This window comes from Paenibacillus sp. NPDC056579 (genome assembly GCF_042793215.1).
GTDB lineage: Bacteria > Bacillota > Bacilli > Paenibacillales > NBRC-103111 > Paenibacillus_S.
The window spans coordinates 288527-309957 of record NZ_JBHTVD010000005.1; the positions used below are offsets into that span (position 1 = coordinate 288527).

General features: G+C 49.4%; 18 protein-coding genes. 16 read left to right on the forward strand and 2 right to left on the reverse strand.

Annotation, left to right across the window (positions count from 1 at the left end; all coding sequences use genetic code 11):
• Window positions 1–57: 57 nt before the first annotated feature.
• Window positions 58–2817 carry a right-handed parallel beta-helix repeat-containing protein gene (locus ACFQ88_RS20970; protein ID WP_379456332.1) on the reverse strand — a complete coding sequence of 920 codons (2760 nt, stop codon included), beginning with the start codon at window positions 2815–2817 and terminating at the stop codon, window positions 58–60.
• A gap of 47 nt (window positions 2818–2864) precedes the next feature.
• Window positions 2865–3713, reverse strand: coding sequence for a fibronectin type III domain-containing protein (locus tag ACFQ88_RS20975; RefSeq protein WP_379456334.1), 849 nt, complete (start codon window positions 3711–3713; stop codon window positions 2865–2867).
• 298 nt (window positions 3714–4011) lie between these two features.
• On the opposite strand from ACFQ88_RS20975, the gene ACFQ88_RS20980 reads away from it, so the two are divergent.
• The 16 genes from ACFQ88_RS20980 (at window position 4012) to ACFQ88_RS21055 (ending at window position 21415) form a co-directional block, all read left to right on the forward strand.
• Window positions 4012–4770: a YveK family protein gene (locus ACFQ88_RS20980; protein ID WP_379456336.1), complete on the forward strand. Its 759-nt coding sequence runs from the start codon at window positions 4012–4014 to the stop codon at window positions 4768–4770.
• Window positions 4751–5422, forward strand: coding sequence for a CpsD/CapB family tyrosine-protein kinase (locus ACFQ88_RS20985; RefSeq protein ID WP_379456338.1), 672 nt, complete (start codon window positions 4751–4753; stop codon window positions 5420–5422). The genes ACFQ88_RS20980 and ACFQ88_RS20985 overlap by 20 nt, the downstream gene beginning before the upstream one ends.
• Before the next feature lie 40 nt (window positions 5423–5462).
• Window positions 5463–6749, forward strand: coding sequence for an efflux RND transporter periplasmic adaptor subunit (locus tag ACFQ88_RS20990; protein WP_239631848.1), 1287 nt, complete (start codon window positions 5463–5465; stop codon window positions 6747–6749).
• 26 nt (window positions 6750–6775) lie between these two features.
• Complete coding sequence (locus tag ACFQ88_RS20995; protein ID WP_379456341.1) at window positions 6776–8488, forward strand: hypothetical protein; 1713 nt, start codon at window positions 6776–6778, stop codon at window positions 8486–8488.
• Between the two features lie 227 nt (window positions 8489–8715).
• Window positions 8716–10656: an asparagine synthase-related protein gene (locus ACFQ88_RS21000; protein ID WP_379456361.1), complete on the forward strand. Its 1941-nt coding sequence runs from the start codon at window positions 8716–8718 to the stop codon at window positions 10654–10656.
• Between the two features lie 14 nt (window positions 10657–10670).
• A complete protein-coding gene (locus ACFQ88_RS21005; protein WP_239631854.1) occupies window positions 10671–10805 on the forward strand; it encodes a paeninodin family lasso peptide in 135 nt (44 codons plus the stop codon).
• A gap of 142 nt (window positions 10806–10947) precedes the next feature.
• The gene (locus tag ACFQ88_RS21010) at window positions 10948–11886 is read left to right on the forward strand and encodes a phosphoenolpyruvate carboxykinase (ATP) (RefSeq protein ID WP_379456364.1); all 939 of its coding nucleotides are present in this window, start codon (window positions 10948–10950) and stop codon (window positions 11884–11886) included.
• Complete coding sequence (locus ACFQ88_RS21015; protein ID WP_239631858.1) at window positions 11879–12184, forward strand: lasso peptide biosynthesis PqqD family chaperone; 306 nt, start codon at window positions 11879–11881, stop codon at window positions 12182–12184. The genes ACFQ88_RS21010 and ACFQ88_RS21015 overlap by 8 nt, the downstream gene beginning before the upstream one ends.
• On the forward strand, window positions 12171–12632 hold the full coding sequence (locus tag ACFQ88_RS21020) for a lasso peptide biosynthesis B2 protein (protein WP_379456836.1): 462 nt from the start codon (window positions 12171–12173) through the stop codon (window positions 12630–12632). The genes ACFQ88_RS21015 and ACFQ88_RS21020 overlap by 14 nt, the downstream gene beginning before the upstream one ends.
• A 14-nt stretch (window positions 12633–12646) precedes the next feature.
• On the forward strand, window positions 12647–13861 hold the full coding sequence (locus ACFQ88_RS21025) for a nucleotidyltransferase domain-containing protein (protein WP_379456366.1): 1215 nt from the start codon (window positions 12647–12649) through the stop codon (window positions 13859–13861).
• 1 nt (window position 13862) lies between these two features.
• The gene (locus tag ACFQ88_RS21030) at window positions 13863–15671 is read left to right on the forward strand and encodes an ABC transporter ATP-binding protein (RefSeq protein ID WP_379456368.1); all 1809 of its coding nucleotides are present in this window, start codon (window positions 13863–13865) and stop codon (window positions 15669–15671) included.
• A 168-nt stretch (window positions 15672–15839) separates the two neighbouring features.
• A complete protein-coding gene (locus ACFQ88_RS21035) occupies window positions 15840–16589 on the forward strand; it encodes a glycosyltransferase family 32 protein (RefSeq protein WP_379456370.1) in 750 nt (249 codons plus the stop codon).
• Window positions 16590–16598: 9 nt separating this feature from the next.
• The gene (locus tag ACFQ88_RS21040) at window positions 16599–17792 is read left to right on the forward strand and encodes a glycosyltransferase (RefSeq protein WP_379456372.1); all 1194 of its coding nucleotides are present in this window, start codon (window positions 16599–16601) and stop codon (window positions 17790–17792) included.
• 56 nt (window positions 17793–17848) lie between these two features.
• Window positions 17849–19009, forward strand: coding sequence for a polysaccharide pyruvyl transferase family protein (locus ACFQ88_RS21045; protein ID WP_379456374.1), 1161 nt, complete (start codon window positions 17849–17851; stop codon window positions 19007–19009).
• An 11-nt stretch (window positions 19010–19020) separates the two neighbouring features.
• Window positions 19021–20232: a glycosyltransferase gene (locus tag ACFQ88_RS21050; protein ID WP_379456376.1), complete on the forward strand. Its 1212-nt coding sequence runs from the start codon at window positions 19021–19023 to the stop codon at window positions 20230–20232.
• Window position 20233: 1 nt separating this feature from the next.
• The gene (locus ACFQ88_RS21055) at window positions 20234–21415 is read left to right on the forward strand and encodes a glycosyltransferase (RefSeq protein ID WP_379456378.1); all 1182 of its coding nucleotides are present in this window, start codon (window positions 20234–20236) and stop codon (window positions 21413–21415) included.
• The last annotated feature ends 16 nt before the right edge of the window (window positions 21416–21431 follow it).

A 21431-nucleotide genomic window follows, 5' to 3' on the forward strand; every position in this document is an offset into this window, starting at 1 on the left:
ATGAAAACAAATGATAAGGCTGACGATTAATTCGCCAGCCTCATGAGTCAACAGTTACTATGGGCTTATAGGCCCAAATGGTTTGAACACGGCCAACAAGCCTATTTCCTTCCAGGTGACGGTATTGTCCATAATGGTTGCACCGGCTGTAACGGGGAAGGCAGGAGCCGCAGCACCGGATGTGCCTGCATTCACGGCCTCATATACATGACCGCCCGCTTGGATTCGATATCCTTTGGCATAGCTTCTGGAAGCTGCCCAGACCTGGTTGTTCGCATATCCCGCTGTCGTACAAATCCAGCCTACATAGCCGCCCGGTATGGGCGATGCGTTATAGATAATTTGGCCGAGATAATAATAACCATTGATTGGCAACGCATTCATTCTGTTATCTGTAAGCCCTGTATTTATATCCACATTATCGATCATTTTGACAGCCGGACTAATGTCAACGGCAGTATTGTTGAACAGACATTTGGCAATCGTCATCGTCTTTTCGAACGTAATCCAGTTCAGGCTAATGGAGCTATTTTCCATATAACTATTGGCCAATGTCGAGACGAAGGGCTGATCAGGTTTATACAGCTTGGCGTTCAAGAACGTGGCGTTGGCAACGTAAGCGGAGAGCAGGATGACTTGAATGCCTTGGAATAAGCCGCTGTCCACGTACAATCGGGAATATACATTGCTGGAGCCCAAGTTCAGGTCGCCGCCCAATGCGCCGGTTTTCGCTCTCATAAATTTCAAGCTGCTGATTCTGCTTCCATCCAGATTGCCCGTACACTCTATTGCGGTCAAGCCCTCAATGGTGTTAGGCCTGCCTATATAGTTATCCGGCGGCTTGATCGAGACGCTGCTGTTCTTGACGGTAATATCCCTTACGGTGCCTCCAGTCATAATGATATTGAAGCCTGTATTTCCATCATAATTATTATTATCCTTCCAGTCTTTCTCTACCGTTATATTGTTAATATAGCATCGGCCGTAGTTGTATCGGGAAATGTTGAATCCCTTCACTCCGGCATCGGTAATGACGACCGGACTGCCTCCTGCCGTCTCGGAGACCTGGAAGCTCGTCGAGGTAGTATTGACCGTATAGTACAGCTTATCGACGCTGATGCCTGCCGGAACTTTGCCGAACCATTGCTCAAAGCTGACTTGAGCGCCGCTCCCCATTCCATGGGCGGTACTATAGGTGAAGGTGCCCGTAGCGACATTGACGGAAGCCGGGGTACCCAGGTAGCCATAAATGCTTGAGCCGAAGAATAATCCATTTCTAATATTGCAGTTTTCAATAGTAGCACCCTGAATATTTTGCAAATTAATGTTTCCTTTAGTGACGACGGCTCCATTTACGGTATTATTGCCGGAAACGACCAGCGTGCTCTCAACGAAGGTATTGTTTACATAGTTTACATACCATTGGTTAGGGTTCGAAGATATCCCTCCGACGGTATAGCCTTCGAACGTATTATTTTGCAGCGTAATGTAGGTGCCGTCCGCATTGATAAAATGCCCTCTAGCATTATGATGTATATAGTTGTTATAAATAGTAATTCTGTAGTTCGTTTCCAAGCCGTCACGGTTCAAATAAAAGCTGGCGTAAGGGATGTTGGTTTCGCTGACCATAGACTCAATATCGATACCGAACATGGGTGCGGTACCGCTTCGGAAGTCTACCGTCACATCGTCGTCGGCATAACCGATATGGTGAATCGTATTGTTGAACACATATACATCGTTAGGGCCGCACAGCGAGATGCCCTGTCTTCTTGTATGGTGGATGTAGCAGCCGTGGATGTAGATGTGATGCCCCATTTCTTCCTGGGTATATTGGGACGGGTCCTCGTAATGGATACCGATTCCCGTTAAAATGCCGTCGCCGGTGCAATGGCGGATCTCGACTCCTTCAATAACGATATTATTGGAGCTCTCGATGCCGATCCCGTGACCGCTCTCATGGGTATAGTAAGAGCTATCGACTTTGGCGCTTATTTGGGCTATCTGCTGATCGGTTAAGGGTGTGGCCGAAATGTCGATGACGAACACCATTTTATTGGCCTTGTCAATCGTATCGAACCATCCTCTGCCGGTTGGAGACGCCGGAGCGAAGCCCCCGTTGGTTCGGAAGCCGACCAGCGTATCCTTGGATACGGTATCCTTGTATTGGTAGAAGCTGTAGCTTCCTGCCGTTATGCCGTCGATGGACCACAAGCGGAAATTCGACAACAATCCAGGATTCTCGTACCGGTCTACGATTTCACTGCGAATGAAGCGAGAATCGTCGTTTAACGAGCCGTCGGCATTGACGCCGCCTCGCACGAATCGGACGTACATCTCGTATTGATGCGATGCCCTGTCTCCGATAATGAGTCCTCCCGAGACCTTGGCGTGATCGATACTCTTGATGCGAATAATGCGATATTCGGGGAACGAGTTGCCCTCCAGCTGCAATATGCAATCGTCCTGCATCTCGAAGTGAATGCCGCTCAGCATATAAATGGCAAAGCCGCTGGAATCCAGCTTCAGCCCGTAGGTGCCGCTTGGCAGCACGACGTGATTGTATCCTGCGGACTTTGCCCAAGAGAGGGCATCGTTGATTCCTTTGGTAGCGGCTTCCGCCTCGGTGCCGTCGTTCTTGATTCCCCATCGGTCCAGCTCAATCCTGTACGTGCTGGTGCTGCCAATCTTGGTCTCCAACTCACTGAGTTTGGTTTTTAAATCCGTCTCGGGATCTACAAAGACCCCTTCAGCAACGGTTATAGGGTACATATATTCATTGCTTGCGGATTTCAGTTTTTTCAGCTTTCCCTTCATTCCTTAACACCTCCCATTGTTTCGGACTTGCCGCCACGTTCATTTAGCTACCAATTGATCCAGGTTCCGCCCTGCAGCTTGCCGTTATTATTGTTGCCGCTCTTGTCCAACACGGTGCTGCCTGCAAAAGGCACGGTGAAATCGTAGGATGCTACGACTTGACTGCCCTGCAAGATCTGGACGCCGTAAAGGACTCCTTTCATAGGAATAGAGCCCAACTGATTAGCGAATATATAAATGATCGATTTCCCCGGAGCTTTGAGCACCGATTTCACCGTAGTTCTCTGGTTGGAGGGGACGATTGCGGTCGTGCCCTGCAAGCTCGTTTTGTCGACCCCGTCAACGAAAATTGATTTCCACGCGGCTTGAAGGAGATCACGTCCGGAGCTGTCCCTGACTACCGTCGACTGGGCAATGGATTTGGAAGCGTCCAAATAAGCGCTATATACGTTTTTATTGGGGGATACCGAAATATCCATCACTACCGTATCGAATGAAATGGACGGTGTCGTAATATAATCATTCAGTCCGTTCATTGACAAAGCGTACCGCAGCGGCAATGTGGTTGCGTTCACCACTGCCCCTGATGAGAGGGAGCCGTCGCTCGTGCTGGTTTTTACGGTGAAGCTGTAGGAGGTTACCGGGCTCAGGCCCGATAGGGTAAAGGTCGTTCCGGATGTTTGTCCTGCATAAATGGGACCATTATAAATAACATACCCCGACACTTGCTCCGATGTGCTGGCTGTCCATGCTAAGGTTATGGAGGACGCTTGTATGGCAGTTGCCGTCAAATTCGTTACATTGGCGGGTGGAACCACGACCGTTACCGATTCGTCGCCCGTCCAGTCCTCGTAATAAACGACAAAATTCACCAAACTGCTGTCTTCGTCAGCCATATCTACCACCCCGTTCTATTATTTTCAATATAATATGTTTAAATAGAAGAAATGTGAATAATTTAACAAAAATGGTATTTTGCCATGGGAAATGAAAAAAACGACGGCTAATAACACATTTTTTGCCAAATAGAAGAGTATTTGGTGCTGGGAGCGATACATTTTGGAACAAAAACCGTAAAATAGTCTGTTGACATGATACAAAAAGTGTCATAAAGTTATATTCATAACGAATGATACAAAAAGTACCATTCCATAACGGAGAAAATTAGGAAACTAGTTCCTTTGGAGGATAATGATGGAGATTAATTTAAAAGAGTATGTTGCCTTATTCAAGAAACGCCTGTGGCTTATCGTGATCATTGTACTAGCGGCCACAATACCGACGGCCATTTACAGCAATATGAATTACCAGCCTATTTATATGGCATCCACCAAGCTGATCGTTAACAAAACGAGCGAGAAGGACATGGGGAAGGAGCAGATCGACTACGGACTCATCGGCGTTAACCTTGCTCTTATCAATACATATAAAGAAATTATTAAAACTCCGGCCATCATGGATAAGGTGGTACAAAGATACCCCGACTTGAACCTGACCGCCGAACAGCTCATCTCCCTGACCAACGTATCCGATCTGAGGGAGACCCAGGTTATGACCATATCCGCACAGCATTATTCCTATGAAAAAGCAGTGACCATCGCCAACGCCGTTTCGGAAGTATTCCAAACCGAGATTCCCAAAATTATGAAAGTCGATAACATTACCATATTAAACCGGGCCAAAATGCAAGATTATCCGAATCCGGTCAATAAGAAGTCAAACCAGTATCTCGTGCTTAGCTTTGCCGCTTCTCTGGTCGTTGCGGTCGGAATCATTTTCCTGCTCGAGGCGCTGGACGATACGGTCAAGACGGATAACGACGTCCGCACCCTATTCGGAGTGTCCACGCTTGCCCTGGTTCCTAAGATGAAGGAAAAAGAGCTGAAGGCGGAACGAAGAAGTCAATCTCGCAGAAAAGTAGGAGAAGCGACCTATGCCAAAACAAGCCACTAGCGCGGATATTTTTATGCAGATCAACCCGGACTCGGCCGCATCGGAAGCGTTTCGGTCGTTAAGATTCAACATCGAAGCGGCGGCACTCGACCACGGCGTGAAGACCATTACGGTGACCTCCAGCGGCCATGGGGAAGGCAAGACGACGACGGCCATCAATTTGGCGGTTGCGTATGCCCAAATCGGCAAAAGGGTTGTGTTGATCGACGCCGATCTCCGCAAGCCGTCAATTCACCTGACTTTGGGCGGCGATGCCGGCAGAGGGCTGACGAATTACCTTTTGAACGACAGTGCCGTCGACGGAATTATTCAGGATTCCTATGTGGACCAGTTGTCCGTAATCCCGGCCGGTTCGATGCAGCCGAACCCTTCGGAGCTGCTTGCCTCAAGCCGAATGAGTCTGCTGTTGGACGAACTGAGGGAGCGCTTCGATATCATCTTCATCGATACGCCTCCGCTATTAACGTTGACCGATGCGAAGATCATGTCCGCCAAAAGCGACGGCGTTCTGTTGGTTATCGAGCATGGGAAGCTGAAACGGATTGTAGCGAAAAAAGTGAAAGAAGAGCTGGAGCTGGCCAAAGCCAACTTGCTTGGCATCGTGATGAATCAGATCAGCAGCCGGGATGCCGGTGCGTACCTGTATCAATAAATGGTAAACCAATCGTTGTAAGGAGAGAGGGTTCACAGCCATGAGAAGAAAAAGATTAGGACCGCATCGGCGAAGGGTCAGAACGTTTTGTATTTTGGCGCTCAGCTTCGTTATTATGGCCGGATGCTCGGAGACGATCCCGTTAGCATCGAACACTAATCTTGCAGGACAAGAGCAAGCTCAGGCACCTTCGCTGAAGAGCATCAAGGCGGCAAAGATCACGAAGCAAAAAATCGGCGACCCGATCGAGCTGACGGGCACCGTGCAATCGTCCGCGCAGTTCGAGCTTGTCGCGAAGGCATCGGGGGACGTAGAGCGGGTGCTTAAAGCCCGCGGTGACGTGGTGCAGGAAGGGGAAGTCATCTTCCGCATGACCTCGAGCGAAGCGAAGTTCCAGAGAGAACGGGCGGCGCTGGCTGTGCAGACTGCAGAGGATGCCATCCGCAAAGCGCGCGACAGAGCGCGCAAAGATATGGAGAATCAGCGGCGCGACATGAACAGCACGATTGAAAAGATGGAGCAAACGTTAATCGATTTGACCAAAGCCTACAATAAAGCGAAGAACGACTATGAGGTCGGACTGGCGACCAAGGCCCAGGTATATCAGGCGGAGGTTCAGCTGAAAAACAGCCGGTTCGACCTCGAGCAGATGAAGCAGAAGCAGGCTTCTGTAGAGCCGATTGATGCGACATCAGAGCTGGAGGTTCAGCTGAAAACGGCGCAAATGTCTCTGCTTCAGGTGGACCAAGCCATGAGTTACCTGGAAGTGAAGGCGCCGGTGAACGGCGTTTTAACGGAGATGCCTTTTGAACCGGGAATGTCCGTAACGCAAGGAAGCAAGGTCGGGCTCGTTCAGAAGCTGGACCCGATTCGAATCAAAGCACAGCTTTCCGAGGAGCAAACGCGGTTTGCCAACGGCAAAACCGAGCTGGGCTACTACTTGGCCGGTGATGCCAAAAGGCAGAAGGGCCCGATCAGCTTTCTCTCCAAGGTCATCGACCCCGAATTGAAATCGTATGAGCTGAATTTGGATGTACCCAATTCGGACATGGCGTTGAAGCCGGGAATGAAGGTGCGGGTTCAATTGACGGAGGAGAAGGATCAAATCGTGTTAACCGTTCCGTCGTTCAGTATCGTCAAGGAAGGCGAAGATAACTACGTGTTCATTGTGGCCGGCGATACGGTGGAGAAGCGCAAGGTTCAGCTCGGCCGAACCAACGAGCCGCTCCAGGAGGTCGTATCCGGAGTGAAGGAAGGGGAACTGGTCGTTACGTCCAATCCGGGTCAGCTTCGGGATAAAGAGAAAGTTCGCGCTGTCGTCGAGTAGCAAATACTAAATTGGAGTGAACCGATTTGATAAAGAAGTGGAAACAAATCACTGCTGTGCTCGTGTTGCTTGTCTCGTTGTTTATCCCTTCGGCATCGTTGCTTGCCATTGCCCAGGAAAGCCAGACCCCTGCGCAAAATTATACTTTGCCGAATTCCATCAAAGCGGCTGTAAAAAGCATTCTTAACGAACAGGTGCCCGAAGGGACCCGCGTCGGCGCTATCGTTCGGCTTTACAATGAAGGCACACGGCTGATCCGCGTTCCGGATTCGGAGGTTAGAGCCAAGACGGCCGAAGGTATACAGTATACGCTTCGTCCCAGTGCGGACAACGCCATTAACATTCAACCGAAAGAAACGGTGGAGTTAAGCTATATGATCGTAGTGGACCGAGACGACGCGTTCGATATAACGGAGCTGTCGTGGGTTGATGTCGACGAATTCGTCTCGCCGAGAGTGGAGAAGCCGCTGCTGACCATTCCTGTCTCTTCTATTGAATGGAGGGGGGACCTGGGAACCCTAACCGATCCGTCTGCAACTATTGCGTGGGGGGAGCCATTTACGATTCCGGCCGTGTCCTCTGCGCTCGAGTTTAAGCCGGTCAGCTTGTCGGAGGAAAATACGCCGCAAGGACCCAAAACGATTCTAAGCTTGCTTGCCGTGAACAAAGGCGACAAGAAGAAGCCGATTGCGGACGTCCGCATCAATGCGAAGTCGGATAAAAAAGTGTTCGTCGGCACCAAGCTGGAGAAGGAGACCGCCGTCCTCGATGCGGGCGAGCAGCAGTATATCCATTATGCCCTTCCTGCCGGCAGCAAGGATGAGCTCAAAAGCTTGACGGTTCTGATTCCGGAAACGTTCATGATCGATGACAAGACGAAGATCGAATATACGATCGGCCAGCTGAATGTGCTGCTTCCGGGCAACGGCAGCGCGGGCGGCTCTGCGGCTCCTGCGGATGCATACCAATGGAACGAGCCGATTCGTTTCGATAAGCTGAACCAGATCATTCAGCCGGAAGTAAGCGTTGCTTTGGTGGGTCTGCATATGCATGAAAGCGTAGGCGGAGGCTTCAAGGCCGCCGTAGCCAAATTCAAGCTGCAAAACCGCAGCGATAAGCCGATGCCGATCCCGCAGTTTCAGGCACAGCTTACGAGCACGGGAGGCAACAAGTATACCGGCATAAGACAAACAACGGTGGCGGAAACGCTGGTGCCGAATATTAGCTATGTCATGTACTATTCGTTTATCGTTCCAAGCACAGAGAACGGCGATCAGCTGACGATGGACATTTTGGACGGGCAAACCGTTGCTCCGTATGCGATTCCTATCGCCAGATTCAAGACGCAAATTCAGCCGGAGAAGGCCGACGGTGCGCTTGCCTTTTATCCTTTTACCGTGAAGGTCAACAGCTGGAAGGTGGACGTCTATATGGGCTCCGCTAAAGAAAGCCTGCCGTATTCCTATAAGCTTAAGCTAGATCTGGACATTCGTCTTGAGGACGAAGCCGTTGTCGATAAGAGCTTTCCGAAGATGAAAGTAGTCATTGTAGACGGCGAGGGCAAAATCATCGGCTCCAAGACGCTGCCGTTTACGGGAGAGAACCAGCTGGTCAACGGTTTGCAGACGATTCATATGGACTCGGTGCTGTTCGAGTTTTCCCAGACGCTCCGTCTATACGAAACTATCGATACGCCGTTCGGTCAGGCGGACCGTCTAATTGCTACCTTGCAGCAGTAGCTTGATGCGGGAGATAAAAATAACTTTATCCCCGTTGACAGTGTAAGGGGAAGATGCTATTCTTAGATTGTTCTTAATAAAGAACAAAAAGTGATCGTTATAGATAACCTTGAATGGAAAATAGGCAATATTTTCAAAGGTTATAGCTGTTTTGCACAAAGAATGTTCGTTAATAAGAACGACATTGCGGTCAAGTGATTAGATTACGCACCATGCTGGAGGATGCAATGAGCGCGATAACCGGTATTTTTCAAATCGATCAGGAAGCCATTCCTATAGAGCACGGACGGATGTTGATGTCCTGCCTTGAGAAATTTCCGGCGGATCGTGCCGGTGTCTGGAGCAGCGGCTGCGTATTTCTCGGATGTCACGCACAGCATATTACTCCGGAATCAGTTCATGAGGTACTGCCGCATTATGATTCGGAACGCCGGCTTGCCATCACGGCTGATGCCATCATCGACAACCGCGATGCGTTATTTCAACAGCTGCAGGTAGAGCACGGCAGGCGAAGCACCCTAACGGACAGCGAACTGATTATACTCGCTTACGATAAATGGGGCGATGAAGCACCGAATCACCTGATAGGCGATTATGCTTTTATGATTTGGGATGAGCGGAGGCATCGGCTCTTCGGCGCAAGAGACTTTTCCGGAAGCCGGACTCTATACTATTATGCAGACCACCGGCGCTTTGCCTTCTGCACCGTAATGGAGCCGATACTAGCTCTGCCCTACACGGGCAGGGAGCTGAACGAGCAATGGCTGGCCCAATATTTGGCCATAACGGCTTCCGTCGATACGGCTGATGTATCGATAACGCCCTACATCGGAATCGAACAGCTTCCTCCCTCACACAGCATCGCGATAGACGGCAACGGGGTATCCGTTAAGAGATATTGCCGGGTAGTCACGGGAAAGCGGCTGAAGCTGAAGAGCGATGAAGAGTATGTCGAAGCATTTCGGGACGTGTTCCAGCAGGCGGTAACCTCACGATTGCGCACCTACCGCGGCGTAGCGTCGCACCTGAGCGGAGGTCTTGATTCCGGCTCGGTCGTCAGCTTCGCAGCGAACAAGTTAAAGGCGGAGAGCAAAACGTTACATACCTTCAGCTACATTCCGACGAATGATTTTCAGGACTATACGCCCAAATATTTAATGGCGGACGAAAGGCCATACATTCGATCGATAGTACAGCACATAGGCGGTATTAACGACCATTACCTTGACTTTGAAGGGAAGGATTCGTTTTCGAATATCGACAGCTTGCTCGGCGTTATGGAAATGCCTTACAAATTTTTTGAAAACTCCTTTTGGGTTCAGGGCATGTTTGAGAAGGGACAGCAGGAAGACATCGGTGTTATGCTGAGCGGCGCCAGAGGAAACTTGAGCATCTCCTGGGGATCTGCACTGGACTACTACGCGACCCTGCTGAAAGGAATGAGATGGTTTCGGCTCGTTCACGAGCTGCATCATTACAGTATCAATGCAGGCGGAGCCCGTTTAGGGAGGCTTCCGATAGTAGCCAGGGTAGCCTTTCCCGTAATGGACCGGATTTTTCCGTCCACGGCTCCCTACAGGTTCCCTACGCTAATCAACCGGCAATTCGCCAAGCGGACCGATGTATTCAACAAGCTGAGAGATTACGGACTCGATCATACCGGTTGGTTCTCTACCACCAACCTCTATAAGCAAAGAAAGCTGCATTATGACGATGTGTTCCACTGGAACGCCACCAATACACTGGTAACGAAGCTGTCTTTACGCCATGCGTTATGGCAGCGGGATCCGACCAACGATATCCGGGTCATCCGATTTTGCTTATCGGTACCGGAGGAGCAGTACGTACGCAACGGCGTGGATCGGGCACTCATCCGCAGGTCGACACAGAACATGCTGCCGGACCAGGTTAGGCTGAATCAACGGATTCGGGGTGTGCAAGGTGCAGATTGGCTCCACCGTATGGTTCCCTACTGGGACTCCTTCATCGGGGAGCTGCAGCAGCTAAGCACCGATTCAAGAATGCTGGAATTTGTAGACGGTGAGGTAATCAAGACGGCATTGAGCAAGATGCGGGACAAAGCCGATCCCAAGCTGGCTACGGACCCGGATTGCCGGATTTTAATGCGCAGCCTGATCCTATACCGATATCTCAAAAAATTCGCTTGAAAGGAGGTGAAACTATGAAAAAAGAATGGAAAAAGCCTGAATTGGAAGTGCTTGAAGTTAGCATGACTATGCTTAACCCAAACAGCGGTAACCATTTGGACCATACGTATCCAGAAGGTACTCCTCGCGACAAATTAACTTGGAGCTAATTTATCACTAGCCTGGATTGCATACATAAGTTGCCGACTGAAGGGAATTACGTAAAATTGCTATGATAAAAGAGCCCTTATACATTCAACGCGAGTATAGGGGCCTTTTACATCAATGCGGATATATTGGAGTGAATGGCCTGTGTTGGACACACGCAATCAACTGCTGTACAAAGCGTTCGGCTTAACCATATCGAGTGATGTGGAGCTGCCGGAATTGATCGTCATGGAGGAGCAGACGGGAACGATTGACGTTGAAATCAGGATGGAAGATGTAACGGCCCAATTCTCCGAGTGGTCCGGCCGCCCTAATCAATTCGTCGTAAGAGAGCATACCGTCATGTTTCAAATTCCTGATATGGCAACGTTCTCTATCGAGAATGGCAAGTTCATTAAAGTGACCCCGATGGAGCAAGCGGACCCGGATGAACTGAGGCTGCTCGTTCTCGGAACCTGCATGGGCTCGATTCTTATGCAGAGAAGCATACTCCCGCTGCATGGCAGTGCGGTAGCCGTCAATGGCAAGGCTTACGCCATCGTAGGGGACTCGGGAGCGGGAAAATCGACTCTTGCGTCGGCTTTTATGGAACAAGGCTATCCGCTTCTTAGCGACGATGTCATTGCCGTAACGTTATCCCGGAAAGACAACACTCCGTATGTGACTCCGTCGTATCCGCAGCAAAAGCTGTGGCAGGACAGCCTGCAGCGGCTGGGGCTCAAGACCGATCAATACCGGTCCGTATACGGTCGACTGGACAAATACAGCGTTCCGGTTTCGTCTCGATTTTGTTCCGATCCGATGCCGTTGGCAGGAGTGTTCGAGCTTGTAAAAAGCGACGAGCCGTCCGTCCAATGCCGGCCGATCGGGAAGCTGGACCGGATTCATACCCTGTTTAGCCATACATACCGCAATTTTCTCATTCCCTCGTTAGGGCTTACGGATTGGCATTTTAGGATGTCCGCTGCGATGGTAAATCGGATGGACATGTTCCAATTACGCCGGCCGCAGACGGAGTTTACGGCTCCGCAGCTGGTCGAGCAAATTATGGTAATCGCACATAGGAGGAACGACGATGCATAACACAACCTTTTCGCTGCAAGGATGGTTTGTTCAAAGCAAAGGCAACATTGTAAGTGATATGGGCGGAGAAAAGGTTATGCTCAGCGTTCACAACGGGAAATATTACAATCTGGGTGAAATCGGAGGGAAAATATGGGAGCTGCTGGAGCATCCGACCTGTGTGACGGAGATGGTTGCCAAGCTCATGTCCGAATATGAAGTGGAGCATGACCAATGTGAGGAGCACGTGCTGTCTTTCCTCCAGATGCTGTCGAAGGAAAACTTGATTGAGGCTGCAGAAAATCATGATCATGCTTAACCGGTTTCTCAAATTCTGCTCTTTGGATTTTCGTACGATGCTGTTGTTTACGGAGGCGTTGTTCTACTTGGGATGGGGGCGCATCCTGATTTCGGTACCGTTTGCCAAAGTGGCTCCTTCTCTGGGGGCCCAGATGGAAGAAACGACGATGGCCGAACGCGACGGAGATAAAGCCGATCTGCTCAAGGTTCGCGAATCGATCCGGATTATGAGCGAACATACGCTGTGGGAAAGCAGATGTCTGGTACGGGCTATAGCCGCTCTGAAAATGCTCGAAAGGCGCCGCATCTCAACTACGCTGTACTTGGGAACGGCGAGAGACGAGTCGGGGGCGATGGTCGCCCACGCCTGGCTGCGCAGCGGGCCGTTTTACATTACCGGTGCGGAAGGAATGGAGCGGTTTACCGTCGTCGGGAAATTCGCGAAGGATGCAATAAGAAAAAAATGAAGGTGAATAATGGAATGGTCAGAGACTTTAGCCTCGATACATCGCTCTTTCCTGATGAACTGGCTTTGCTGCTCGATTTGATGAGAAACGACCGAGACAATACCGGTAATGCCGAAGCCGCTGCGGCTGCAGACGGTTTCGATTGGGATCGGTTTTATTCGCTGGTCAGACATCACCGTTTGTATCCGGCCTTGTACGGCAAGCTGCACACCATGGCTGAGGACGGGACGGTTAAAGCGGCGATCCCTCGCCAATGGATCCAAGCGCTTCGCAGCGATTATCAGAGCAATACGTTTCAAATGCTTAAGCTGAGCGCCGAAATGGAGCAGCTGAGCAAGCTGTTTGCCGAATCAGGCATCAAGTCCCTTGTATTGAAGGGTCCGGTGCTGGCTGCGGATCTGTACGGCGATATTTCGAAGCGGACGTGCGGCGACCTGGATGTGCTCGTTCCGATCGATCGCCTGGAGCAAGCGGAGAAGCTGCTTGAGGAGATGGGCTACGTTAAAGACGACTACATCGAAACCGTATTGAATGACTGGAAATGGAGACACCATCACATTACTTTCTTTCATCTTCGGAAAGGGATGAAAATCGAGGTTCATTGGAGATTGAACCCGGGTCCCGGCAAAGAACCCGATTTTCATGCCTTATGGGAGCGGAAAAGGCTAAGCGCGATTACCCATCATCCTGTCTATTATTTGGGAAGAGAGGATTTATTTTTGTTTCTTGTCTCCCATGGCGCCCGCCACGGCTGGTCCCGCCTCCGGTGGTTGACCGATATCGACCGGATAGCCAGGCAGGAGATGGACTGGGCCAGGCTGCTCCGGCTGCTGGACGCTTACGGATATGTCCATGTAGGTGCGCAAGCATTGATCCTCGCTTCGCAGCTGCTGCATACTCCGGTGCCTCCGGAGCTGAAATCCATTACCGAAGATCGCCATGCAAGACGTTTGGCGCAGGATGCGCTGTATTATATTCGCCAAATGATCAATCTGCATGGAGAGACGATTCCGGAAGACGTAGCCAAATACCATAAGCGCCATCTGTTCACCTTAATGTCTCTTCAACAGAAGGTGCTGTTCATCTTAAGCTTTTTCCATCCGTATCCCGAGGACGCGAAGACTCTGGCTTTGCCCAAGAGGCTGCATGTTCTTTATTTTCCGCTGCGACCGTTCCTGTGGCTGTGGAGAAAAACGAAGAAGCAGCCGCTGTCGCAAGGAGGTACATAGTATGAAGCACCTCCTTTACTTTACCAAAAAGCTGCATCAATACGCAGGTCCCGTTTTGTATGTCAATGTGTTCGGGATGATGGTTATCAGCCTTCTGGATGGCATAGGCATACTTCTGCTGATTCCGCTGCTAGGCATCAGCGGCCTGATCGATATGAACGCATCATCTATTCCGTTGCTTAACGGGCTATCCATTCTGAAGCAGCTGCCCATGGAGGCTGCATTAATTACGGTGCTCGGTGCATACCTCGTCATTGTGGCCGGTCAGGCATTGATTCAACGCCGATTAAGCTTGCGGGACGTCCGTATCCATACCGGATTCATTAATCACGTCCGCCTGGAAACCTACGAAACGTTAATGCGGTCGAACTGGAGCTTCTTCATCCGCAAGCGCAAGTCCGATCTGGTCAACTCGATGACTGAAGAGCTCGGACGCGTCATGAACGGAACGTACGTGTTCCTGCAGTTTATGGCTTCCGCCGTATTTACTCTCATTCAGATAGGCATCGCCTTCTGGCTGTCGGCGAAGATGACGCTCTTCGTGCTGGTTTGCGGTCTCATTATCGCGTTCTTTTCGAGAGCATTCATCCGCAAATCGAGGCAGCTCGGCTCGCAAACCTCGGAGCTGGCGCGCAGCTATATGGGGGAGATGACCGACCATTTTAACGGCATCAAGGATATTAAGAGCAACATGCTGGAGCCGTCGCGGATCGAATGGCTGCGGGTGTGGAACCGTCAAGTCGGGCAGGAGCGGTATGATTATGTCAGACTGAGCTCGAATTCCAGGCTGTATTACAAAATGGCTTCCACCATTCTCATCGCAGCGTTTATTTACGCTTCCATTACGATGTTCCATACGCAAGGTCAGCAGCTGCTGCTGATCATCATGATTTTTTCGCGGTTGTGGCCCCGATTCACAGGGCTCCAGTCGAATCTGGAGCAGATTGCGGCATCCATGCCGGCTTTTGCCTCCCTGGTCCAATTGCAGCAGGAATGCAGGGAAGCCCGGGAGATCGAACGTCCGGAGGCGAAGGTGCAGGCGCTTCGCATGGAAGAAGGACTGGAATGCCGTGAGGTCTATTATCGCTATCAGAAGACCGAACCGCGATATGCGCTGCAAAATATTGGACTCTATATCCGCTCCAGGCAAATGACGGCAATCGTCGGACGATCCGGCGCCGGCAAGAGCACTTTGATCGACATGGTGATGGGGCTGCTGCAGCCGGAAAGCGGGCAGGTGCTTATCGACGGCGTTCCGCTCACGAGCGACAATTTGCTGTCGTTCCGGCAATCGATCGGCTATGTTCCACAAGATCCGCTGTTGTTTCACGGAAGCATACGGGACAATTTGCTGATGATCCAACCGGACGCGAGCGAGGAGCAGCTGTGGGAAGCGCTGGATTTCGCAGCGGCTGCGGAATTTGTCGCAAAGCTGCCGAAGGGACTCGATACTTGGATCGGCGACAGAGGAGTGCGGCTGTCCGGAGGCGAGCGTCAACGGCTGGTACTGGCCAGAGCTATTTTGCGCAAGCCGGCCATTCTTGTATTGGACGAAGCGACGAGTGCGCTCGATGCCGAGAATGAAGCCAAAATCCAGGATGCGCTGAGCCGGATTAGAGGGAAGATGACGATTATTGTCATAGCCCATCGTTTGTCGACGATACGCAATGCGGATCAGGTCATCGTGCTGGATCAAGGCCGTATCGTACAGCATGGAGGCTTCTACCAATTGGCCATGGAGAAAGACCAGCTCTTTGCCAGCCTGCTTGGCAATCAAATGCAGGATTCGACAGTAATCTCCGCGACTTAAGTAATCTTTACATTAGATTGTATTGACATGTTCGTTATAAAGAATTACCATAATAGGAGAAAATGACTATTTCCAACAGCATTTTGGTAATGGTAGTTCCATTTTTTTTGCCTAATTGTTCTTTATAGAGAATGATACATTTTGTTGACTCGAAGGGAGAACCTTTGTGTGAGTGACAAACAACAGCATCAACAAATACCTAAGCGGATTCATTACTGCTGGTTTGGCGGGAAAGAGAAGCCTGAAATCGTCAAGCGGTGCATCCAAAGCTGGAAGAAGCATTTGACGGAATATGAAATTATCGAATGGAATGAACACAACTTTGATATTAACAGCCACGCTTACGTCAAAGACGCTTATGAAGCCCGAAAATTTGCCTTCGTTAGCGATTATGTCCGAGTTTATGCCTTGCACCATTTCGGGGGGATATACCTCGATACCGATGTGGAAGTGTTCAAGCCGTTCGATGATCTGCTGCATCATGAAACGTTTTGGGGATTCGAGCAGGAGGATTATATCGCCACCAGCACGATTGGAGCCGCCAAAGGCAGCAAGCTGATCCGCATGTTCCTAGACTCCTATGAGCACAAGCGCTTTATCCAAGAAGACGGATCGCATGACAGCATGACCAATGTAGGGGTCATCACGCAGCTTCTTGAGAGCAAGGGACTGAAGCCGAACGGGCAATACCAGCACCTGGAGGGGCTTGGAGCCTTTTACCCTCAGACCTATTTCTCTCCGTACGATTACATCAACTGCCGCAAATTCATGACCGCCAACACTTATGCGATGCATTATTTCTATAAAAGCTGGCTGCCGCCCAAAGCTAGACTCAAAGGTTATCTCAAGCTCCTGGCATCCAAGCTCATAGGCGGGGACAACATCGCCAAAATCAGAAAGCTTGTATCACGAATGTAGGAGATAACAATGAAAAACATTCTGATCGCGTCTTACGATATGGAAGTCGGAGGCGTAGAACGAAGTCTTATCAGCATGCTGGACCATTTCGACTATGCAAGTTATGCGGTCGATTTGATGCTGTATAAACATCAGGGCGATTTCATGGAGCTGCTCAGCTCCAAAGCCCGGCTGCTTCATGAAATGCCGCAATACGCTACGTTCCGGCAATCGATACCGCAAACGTTCAGAAACAAACAGTACGGCATTGGCATCTCTAGAATATTATCCAAGCTTAATGCCGATCTGCTCGGAAGAATGAAACATATCTCAGAGCCGGGTTACTATCAGATGCAGCTGATGTGGAAATACGCGTTGCCCTATTTGCCGAAATTGGATAAATCCTACGATGTAGCGATCAGCTACTTATGGCCCCATGATTTTGTAGCCGAAAAGGTAAAGGCCCGCAAGAAAATTGCATGGATCCATACGGATTATTCTAACGTGGAGACGGACATTAGGCGGGATTTACGCATGTGGAGCAGGTTTGACCGGATTATGGCGGTGTCCGAAGCATGCCGCAGCTCTTTTTTGCATAAGTACAGCGAGCTCACAGACCGAACCGTAGTCATGGAAAATATTACTTCACCGGATTTTGTACGCAAAATGGCCGAAAAAGAACCTGCGGGGCCGCTAACGGAAGATAAGCGGTTCAAAATCTTGACGGTAGCCCGACTGTCTCACGCCAAAGGCATCGACAACGCGGTCAGAGCGCTTAAGCTGCTGAAGGATCGAGGCTATAACGATATTGCCTGGTACGTGGTCGGATACGGAGGAGACGAAGCGATGGTTCGGGAGCTGATAGCAGCCAATGGGCTGACAGAGCAGTTTGTGCTCCTGGGCAAGAAGACTAACCCGTATCCGTATATGAAAGCTTGCGACCTGTACGTGCAGCCTTCACGATACGAGGGCAAAGCCGTTACCGTGACGGAAGCGCAAATTTTAGGAAGACCGATCCTCATTACGAATTATCCAACGGCGGCGAGCCAAGTAGAGCACGAGGTCGACGGCTATATTTGCGATTTGAATGTAGAAGGTATCGCGGCGGGCATCGAGCGGTTGTACCATCAGCAGGAGCTGAGAGAGCAGCTGACCCGCCACACGAACAGCAAAGATTACAGCAATACGTACGAAATGGAGAAGCTGTACGGGATCATAGTGTGAGAATGCTATACGTCGGTATGAACGAAATGAAAAAGGATTAAGAAGGAGCTGTATTTATGAAAATCATGATGTTTGCTCATGGCGGAAGCTTGAATAGGGGATGCGAGGCAATTGTTCGAGCTTCCACTTCCATTATTAAAGAGAAAATTAATGGAGCGCAAGTTTACCTGGCGTCGGATAGACCGGAGACGGATAGAATTATCACCAGGCTGGACGGTATCTTTGACGGATCCTCCCGCGAAATTCCCCGCTACTCGTACGACTGGTTTGTTGCCGCATTCAAAAATAAGCTGTTTAAGGATGAAAGTTTTGCACTGGGCAAGATTCACGAAAATATCCTCAAACATATCGATTCCATGGACGTCTGCCTATCGATCGGTGGAGACAATTATTGCTACGGCGAACAGCCGGGCTGGTATGAGATTAACCGCAGAGTGAAAGCATCCGGCAAAAAGCTCGTTCTATGGGGCTGCTCCATTGGAGAAGAAGATATATCTCCGAAAAAACTGGAGGATTTGAAGCAGTTCGATCTGATTCTCGCCCGAGAAACACTGACCTACCATATGCTGAAACGCAAGGGGCTGACGAACGTGCAGCTGTGCGCGGACTCCGCGTTTACCATGGAGAAGGAGGAGCTGGAGCTGCCAGAAGGCTGGCAGGAAGGAAATACCTTAGGTTTGAATTTCAGCCCGCTCATATGGAAACGCAATCCGGAGTCGCAGCAGGCGGTGAAGGAGCTGATGAACCACATTCTCCACATGACCGACATGACCATTGCGCTGACTCCGCATGTTATTGAAAGCGGCAATGACGATTATGATGTGCTTCAACAGTATTATGAGGAATACAAGCAAACGGGACGCGTCATTTTGCTGCCGAACAATCTGAATGCGATTCAATACAAAGGATATATTGCACGAATGAGATTTTTTATCGGGGCGAGAACCCACGCTACGATAGCGGCATATTCCAATTTCGTGCCGACAATGGTATTGGGATACAGCGTGAAGTCAAAAGGGATTTCCAAGGATCTTTTTGGCAGAGAAAAATTGGTCCTGAACGTTCAAGAGATATCGGACAGCAAGAAGCTCATCGCGAAGTTCGATGAGATGGTAAAAGAAGAGGACGGGCTCAGAAAACGACTGCAGACGGCTATTCCTCACATTAAGCAGATGTCTTACAAGGCCGTCGAGTACTTGGATAAGCTGGTTCAGTAATGAGGGACACGATGAAGAAGAAGCTGCTGTTCATTATACCGAGTTTGAATTCCGGCGGCGGAGAAAAAAGTCTCGTCACTTTGCTGAGCAAAATCGATTTCGATTCCTATGACGTCGATTTGTTTCTGTTGGATCATCACGGCTTATTTATGAAGTTTATTCCACCTCAGGTACGGCTTCTGCCGTTGACGGAATCGTATCGGATATTTACGCTCCCGCTAGGACCATCATTATGGAAGCTGCTGATTAGAGGCAAAGGTCGGCTTGCTTTTAACAGGATGCTGTTCTCTTTAAAGAACCGGATCGGTAACAATGTATCCCGAAAAGAACAGTATTCGTGGAAGTATTTATCTGCAGTGCTTTCCAAGCTGCCTCAGCGCTATGATGTGGCTGTTGGTTTTTTGGAAAAAACATCGACGTACTTCTGTGTAGACAAAGTCGATGCCCATAAGAAAATCGGTTGGGTACATATTGATTATGAAAAGCTCGGGATGGACCCTGAGTTTGATCGTCCCTATTTCAAAAGGCTCGACAGCATCGTTACGGTATCCGAGGAGTGTGCGCAAATATTAAAGCAACGTTTCCCGGAGGAAGAGCATAAGATTCAGGTCATGTATAATATCGTCTCTCCGTTGATCATTCATCAGATGGCGAATCAGGATGGGAAGGACATTTTCAAGAAGCAAGAGGACGAAATCGTTATTGTATCAGTAGGCCGACTGCATTATCAAAAAGGCTTCGAGATGGCGATAGCCGCATGCAAAAAGCTGCTTGACCGCGGATACAAGGTCAAGTGGAACATTATCGGCGACGGGGAAGAACGCGACAAATTAACAGGTTTGATCGAACAATACAAGCTTAAAGATCATTTTCATTTGTTGGGTCTCAGATCGAATCCTTATCCCTACATAAAGCAGGCGGACATTTATGCGCAAACGTCCAAATTCGAAGGGAAATCGATAGCCATTGATGAGGCCAAAATTTTGCACAAACCAATCCTGGTAACCAATTTCAGTACGGCCAAAGATCAGATCGAGCACGGTCATGACGGACTTATCGTTGATATGAATGTGGATGCGATAGCTGAAGGAATTGAAAAGCTCATTTTGGATTCGGGTTTAAGAGCCAGATTATCGATGAATTTGTCACAGCTTAAACTCGGAACGGAAGAGGAAATTTATAAATTTTACGGACTCGTTAACGGACGGGTGATGGGTGGTTAGGATGAAAAAGCAGCTCCTGTTTGTCATGAACAACCTGACCTGCGGCGGTGCAGAGAAGGCGTTGATTTCCTTGCTGCAGACGATCGATTATTCGGCATACGATGTGGATTTAATGTTGCTTAGGCATAAGGGAATGTTTATGAGCAGTATACCGGATCAGGTCCGACTATTGCCGGAACCGGATGGATACCCGTATTATGACATGCCTATCAAACAGGCCGTAATTGATTGCGTAAAGGGAGGGAAATGGGCAACCGCCATTTACAGAATACAGGCAGGTGCGATTTACAAAACCGAGAAGGATTCCATCCGATGCGAGCAGAGGGTGTGGAAGTACATCGCTAAATCAATGCAGAGCATTCCAAAATTCTATGATATTGCGATCGGTTACCTCGAAAAAAATCCAATTTATTTTTGCATTGACAAAGTGAACGCCCGCAAAAAAATCGGTTTTATCCATAACGATTACGACAAGCTTGGAATGGATCCGCAGCTGGATGCGCCTTATTTTGCTAAACTGGATCATTTGGTTACTGTCTCGGAGGAATGCGGCAATATATTGAAATCAAGGTTTCCCAAGTTCAAGCAAAAGGTAGAAGTTATGTATAATATTGTTTCGCCTGCGACCATCGAGAAAATGTCCATGGAGCCGGTTGAATGGGATGATCAGAAGATCAAGCTTGTATCCGTAGGCAGGCTGAATCACCAGAAAGGGTTCGAGCTGGCCGTGGAGTCCTGCAAAGAGCTTATCAAGCACGGTTACCCGGTAAAATGGTTCATCATCGGCGAAGGAGAGGATAGGGGAAAGCTGGAAAGGTTGATTAGCGAATACAGCCTGCAAGACGTATTTACACTCCTCGGCATTAAGGAAAATCCTTATCCTTATATTAAAGAAGCCGATATTTATGTCCAGCCGTCGCGATTCGAGGGCAAATCGATAGCGATTGATGAGGCTAAGATCCTTCATAAGCCGATTATAGTAACCAATTTCAATACGGCTAAGGACCAAATTACGGATAAACAAAACGGGCTGATAGTCGAAATGAATGCACAGTCGGTATTTGAAGGAATAAAAACTTTAATCGAAGATGATAAGCTGAGAGACCGTTTGTCGGCGAATCTCTCCCGGGAGAAGCTGGGGACGGAAGCGGAAATTCTCAAGTTATATCAACTATTCACGTAGTAAGGAAAGGACCGAT